At 71.2% G+C, this 5,374-nt stretch carries 3 protein-coding genes; all 3 read right to left on the reverse strand.

What is annotated here, in order from left to right; translation table 11 throughout:
• Positions 1-159 precede the first annotated feature (159 nt).
• Positions 160-1,212, reverse strand: coding sequence for a hypothetical protein (locus ACWD4J_RS43835; protein ID WP_451401157.1), 1,053 nt, complete (start codon positions 1,210-1,212; stop codon positions 160-162).
• A 713-nt stretch (positions 1,213-1,925) separates the two neighbouring features.
• Entirely contained in the window at positions 1,926-2,930 is a 1,005-nt protein-coding gene (locus ACWD4J_RS43840; protein WP_451401158.1) for an alpha/beta fold hydrolase, read from the reverse strand.
• A 178-nt stretch (positions 2,931-3,108) separates the two neighbouring features.
• The gene (locus ACWD4J_RS43845) at positions 3,109-4,962 is read right to left on the reverse strand and encodes a glycoside hydrolase family 15 protein (protein ID WP_451401159.1); all 1,854 of its coding nucleotides are present in this window, start codon (positions 4,960-4,962) and stop codon (positions 3,109-3,111) included.
• Positions 4,963-5,374 lie beyond the last annotated feature (412 nt).

The raw sequence follows: 5,374 nt of genomic DNA on the forward strand, positions 1-5,374 counted from the left end.
CGCCACGAGGGCGCTCCGGCGCCTTGCGATCGCACGCACCAGACACCGCGAGGCCCGCCCTCCGGGCGGACGACGGGAATTTGACGACAGGGCCTGGACGCCGGGCGTACATGACGGCCCGCCGGTCGCCCCGGCGGGCCGTCCCACAACTGAGCACGCTCAGGTGGTGGTGCGCTGCCGGGCGGCGTTGATCACCGACTTGCGCTGCCGGTGGCGCCGTTCGTAGTCCAGGGTCTCCAAGGCGAGGGCCGGGTCGGCCGTCCGCAGCCGCCGGTGGATCCGGTCGAGGTCCATGGTGTCGTAGTCGGGCCACGGCTGGTCACCGCGCAGCCGCTCGATGGCGTTGAGAACCCCCGCCCGGTTGGCGTGGGCACGCTCGTATCCCTCGACGACGGTGAGATCGTCCTGGGGGAGCGTTCGCAGCCGTTGAGTGATGTCGGCGACGGTGAGCTGCCCGTAGTCGGAGACCGGCAGGTCGTCCTTGCGGGTCGCGGCGCCCTGGACTTCCCTGGCCATCCCCGTCATGCCGGGCACCTTGCGGAGCGCGCCGGAGGCCGTACGGGCCGTCTGCCGCCCGCCGGTCTGAGCGGCGTCCCGCAGCCGGTCGACGGCGGTACGCACCACACGTGTGGCCGCGCCGGTCAGGCCGCCGTCGGACTCCTCCGACCGGCCGCCGTCGGTCGTCACCACGGCACGTGCGTGCTCGGCGACGCTGTCCTTGAGGTCCTCCAGGAGTTTTTCGTCCTGGCGGCGCAGCGAGGCGAGCAGACGAGCCGCCTCTCCGTCGTGGGCCTGGTCGGCGATGCTCTCCCCGGCACGGCAGGCGGCCAGCGCCCGGGCGGTGATCGCGTACTCGTCCTCGGCGTTCTTCAGCAGGCGGCGTTCGTCCGGCTGCTGCCTACCCCGCAGGGTCCGGCCCGCGATCGACGCGCCGATCTCGAGGGGCAGTGTGGTGGTGCGGACGGTGCCCTTGGCAATGGTGCGGACCGTGCCGGCGGCGTTCCGCAGCGGGTTGTAAGGGCGGATCTCACTGACATGGTGGTCGATACGGATGATGTGGTCCCGTGCGTCGGCGACGTGGCGTTCCAGCGCCTGCCGGTGCGGGCCGTCGGGGGTGAGGGCCATGTCGGACCGGAACCGGTCGATGACCGCGGCATGGGCCTCGCGGGCGTCTTCCAACGCCGGTATGAGGACATCGGTCGTCACTGTCATGGCGTATATCCCTCGTGGTCTAGGGCGGCGAGCAATGGTCGATGGTCGGCGGATCCCTGAGCGGGCCGTCGTCTCGGCTGCGGCCTTCGGTGCACGCCACATCGGCGACACGAAGTGTCCGTCCAGCTGAACCGTGTTGCATGGCGGACCGTGTGCGGCTGTGGTGTGCCGGGGACGTGCGGGTCGGGGTGTTGTCGGCGCGCTACAGCGATTGGCTGGTGTCCTGCCTGCCGGCCGCTGGGGGTGGGGGCCGTCACGGGCAGGATCTGTGCCCGACGTCAGGGGTGCACCGGGGTGTGTCGGTGTCAGTCTCCGGCTGTGATCGGAGCGTCGCGTCGACGCCCGAAGCGGCCCGTGCGGCGGGTACCGCGGCGCAGGGTGCCGCCGCCCTCGCGCTCATCGGCCAGCGGGTCCCTGGCCCAGCCGGGGAACCGCCGTTCGGCAAGCCTTCCAGGCGTACCACGTCGCACAGGCAGAGTCATACAGCTCACCTCCGTGCAGAGACTTGTCCTGCTGTGCGGCGATTGGGTACCCGTTAGCGTGATCACCACACCGGTCTCGGCGGATCTGGCGGGCCCTCAGTCCGAGACGGCGGCTGCCGACCGGCACGTCGCCGTCGAACGGGGCACGGCGCGCTGGTTGCGGCAGATGAAAGGCTGAAGCAGGTGAACTGCGGAACTCCGCGAACTGCTGAACTCGGCGATCTGGTTGCACTAGTGAGCGTCCTGCGGCAGGCCGGTGGCCTCCAGGATCACGCGGGCGACCAGCTCGGGAGCGTCGTTCATGGGTATGTGGCCGCAGCCGGGCAGCGGCACCAGCCGTGCCTCGGGGATCATGGCCTTGACCCGGTAGGCCTGCCAGGGCGGCAGGACACGGTCCCAGGTGCCCCAGGCGATGGTGACCGGTACGTCGGGGATGTCCCCGCTGAACAGGACTCCGTCGCGGCCGGCCCGGAGGGTGGACCCGAACGCCGCCGCGTCCCGCAGCGCCCGCAGCGAGGCCATCACCGTCTCCTGCGGACACAGGCCGGAGCGGCCGTAGAGGGTGCCGGTCAGTGCGGCGCGTCCGGCCGCACTGCGCGCCAGCCACGCCACGGCCTCGTCGGGCAGCAACCGCACGCCCTGTCGCGCAGCGGTCAGCATGGCGAAGGCGTACCGCCGCTCGGCGCCGGTCCAGAACCCCGCCGGGGCCAGTGCCGTCACGCTGCGTGCCAGCCCCGCCTGGCCCAGCCGGAGCGCGATGAGTCCGCCCAGCGAGTGACCGACCACATGTGGCCTGGTCACGCCCAGCTCCTCGAAGACGGCGCCCAGCCAGGCCACAGCCGTTTCCAGGTCACGCGGCACGGTCGGGTCGAGGTCGGGGGACTCTCCGAACCCCGGCAGATCAAGGGCGACCGTGTCGTTCGAGCCGGCCAGCAGCGGCACGACGGTGCGCCACGCCTGACGGTGGTATCCGAGTCCGTGCAGCAGGACCAGAGGCTCCCCGGTGCCCTGCCGCTCGTAGGCCACCGTCACCGACCCGAGGCCCGCGGCACGGCCCTCCACGAAGGACGCCGACCGAGGCGGGACCACGACCGTCCCTGTCTCGTGCCGACTCGCATCCTCTGACTGGGACTGGGGCTGCCCGGCGACCAGGTGGCGGCGGACGTACTCCGCCGCCGCTCGCGCCGTGCGGCCCGGCCGGTCCGCGACTGCGATGAAGGAAGACAGCAGCGCCATCGCCAGCACCTACCTCGCCCTGCGGCACTCCCTCGCGGGAGGCCTGTGGCACTCCTTACCGGAGCCGGTTGAAGTCCTTCACGGGAGAACGTTCATTCTCCGCGGTAGAACTCCAGCTCAGCCTAAGATTCCCAACGCCGTCCGGCCACCTGGAATTCCCGCGGCGCCGACGAAACCGTCACCGACGGCTCGCTCCCGGCCCGTACCACGCCTCGTCCAGAGCCCTGTCGAGCGTCGTCGCTGCCATGATCAGCGCGAGGTGTGTGAACGCCTGCGGGAAGTTGCCCAGCTGCTCCCCGCTGGGGCCGATCTCCTCCGCGAAGAGCCCGACGTGGTTGGCGTAGGTGTGCATCTTCTCGAAGGCGTACCGGGCCTGGCGCAGCCGGCCCGCCTGGGCGAGCGCGTCGACGTACAGAAAGGTGCAGAGGCTGAACGTGCCTTCCGAGCCCTGCAGCCCGTCCGGTGAGGCGGCCGGGTCGTAGCGGTGGACGAGGCTGTCCGAGACGAGCGCCCGGTCGATGGCGTCGAGCGTCGAGAGCCAGCTCGGGCTCCTCGGGGCGAGGAAGCCGAGTCGCGGGATCAGCAGGAGCGAGGCGTCCAGCACGTCGTCGCCGTAGTGCTGGACGAGAGCCTGCTCCTTGTCGCTCCAGGCGCGCTGCATCACCTGGTCGAGGATCGTGTCGCGCGCGGCCGTCCAGCGCGCGGTGTCGGCGGGCCGGCTGTACTCGGCGGCCAGTTTCAGTCCGCGGTCGAAGGCGACCCAGCACATGACACGGCTGAAGGTGAAGTCCTTGCGTCCGCCACGCGTCTCCCACACACCCTCGTCGGGCCGGTCCCAGTGGTCCGCGAGCCAGTCCAGGGTCGAGGCCAGGCCCTTCCAGCCGTGGTAGCCCACCTGCGCCCCCGCCTCCCGGCCCTCGGTGAGCGCGTACAGGGCCTCTCCGTAGATGTCGAGCTGCAGCTGCCCGGTCGCCGCGTTGCCGACGCGCACCGGATACGAGCCGCGGTAGCCCTCCAGATGGGGCAGGAGCTTCTCGGGCAGCCGGGGATCGCCGTCGACGCGGTACATGATCTGCAGGCGTTCGCCGCCGCCGTCCGCCTCCGCGCGCATCCGGTCGGCGAGCCAGCGGGTGAAGCGGGCCGCCTCGTCGACGAACCCGAGATCCAGCAGTGCCCGTACGGACAGGGAGCCGTCCCGGATCCAGGTGTAGCGGTAGTCCCAGTTGCGCTGGCCGCCCACCTGCTCGGGCAGCCCCGTGGTGGCCGCGGCCACCGGGGCGCCGGTCGGCGCGTACGTCAGCAGTTTGAGCGTGATGGCCGAGCGGTGGACCATGTCCGGCCACCGGCCGCGGTAGCGGGACGTACGGATCCAGTACTGCCAGAAGTCGACGGTCGCCCACAGCTGTTCGGTGGCCGAGGTGGCGGTGACGGGAGCGGGCCGCGGGCTGTCCGGGGCGCACACGGTGAACACGGCGGCCGCGGACTCGCCGCCGCGCAGGGTGACCCGGCCGCGGACGTCGTCCTGGTCGCGTTCGAGCGGAAAGCTGCTCTGCAGATACGCGGTCGTGCCCGGCGCGCGGAACACGGCCACGGTCTTGCCGTCCGGTCCGATGTCCAAGGACAGTTCGTGCCGCTCCCGGGCGTAGTCGAACCGTGGCCGGCACTCCAGCTCGAAGCGGACCGTACCGCGCACCGCCCGTGCGAGCCGGAACAGGACGTGCTGGTCGGACGGCGTGTCCGTGTCGTAAGGCGGCATGAAGTCGAAGACCTCGCCGACCCCGTCCGGGGACAGGAAACGGGTCACGAGCACGGCACTGTCGGGGAAGTAGAGCTGCTTGCAGGTGCTGCCGCGCGGATCGGGGGCGAAGCCGAAGTGGCCCCCGTCGTCGTGGTCGAGCAGGGCGGCGAAGACGCTGGGCGAGTCGAAACGCGGTGCCGGGAACCAGTCCACGACTCCCTGCGCCGAGATGAGCGCGGCCGTCTGCAGATCTCCCACGAGGCCGTGGTCGGCGATGGGCGGATAGCGGTCCATGCGACTGTCTCTCGTCGAGACCACCCGAGGTGTCCTCATTGTCCGGTACGGGGTTCATGGTGGCGAACCGCGAACCGCGAACCGTCACAGGGAACCGTCGGCTCGCCCCGAACATCCGACAGGCCCCGGACAGCCCGGACAGCCGACATGCGGGCGCGGACAGGGCCGTGCCCGCATGTCGGCATCTCCTTGCCCGACTTGGGCCTTGATCTGGAAGCGGTCCCGCATCAGCGCGCGGGATGGCGTGGCCGGGCCCCGACGGCGGTCCCGGTGGCCGTGACTCTGCCGGGGGCAGGACTGGGCAACGGGCGGCAGTACGGCTAGGGCGCGTATCGAGTCGTGATCAATCTGCGCGATCCGCCCTCGCGGAGGGGCCTGGGCCGGTAGATCTTCTTGCGTGACGCGAGTGCAA

The sequence above is a fragment of the Streptomyces sp. NPDC002577 genome (genome assembly GCF_053594815.1).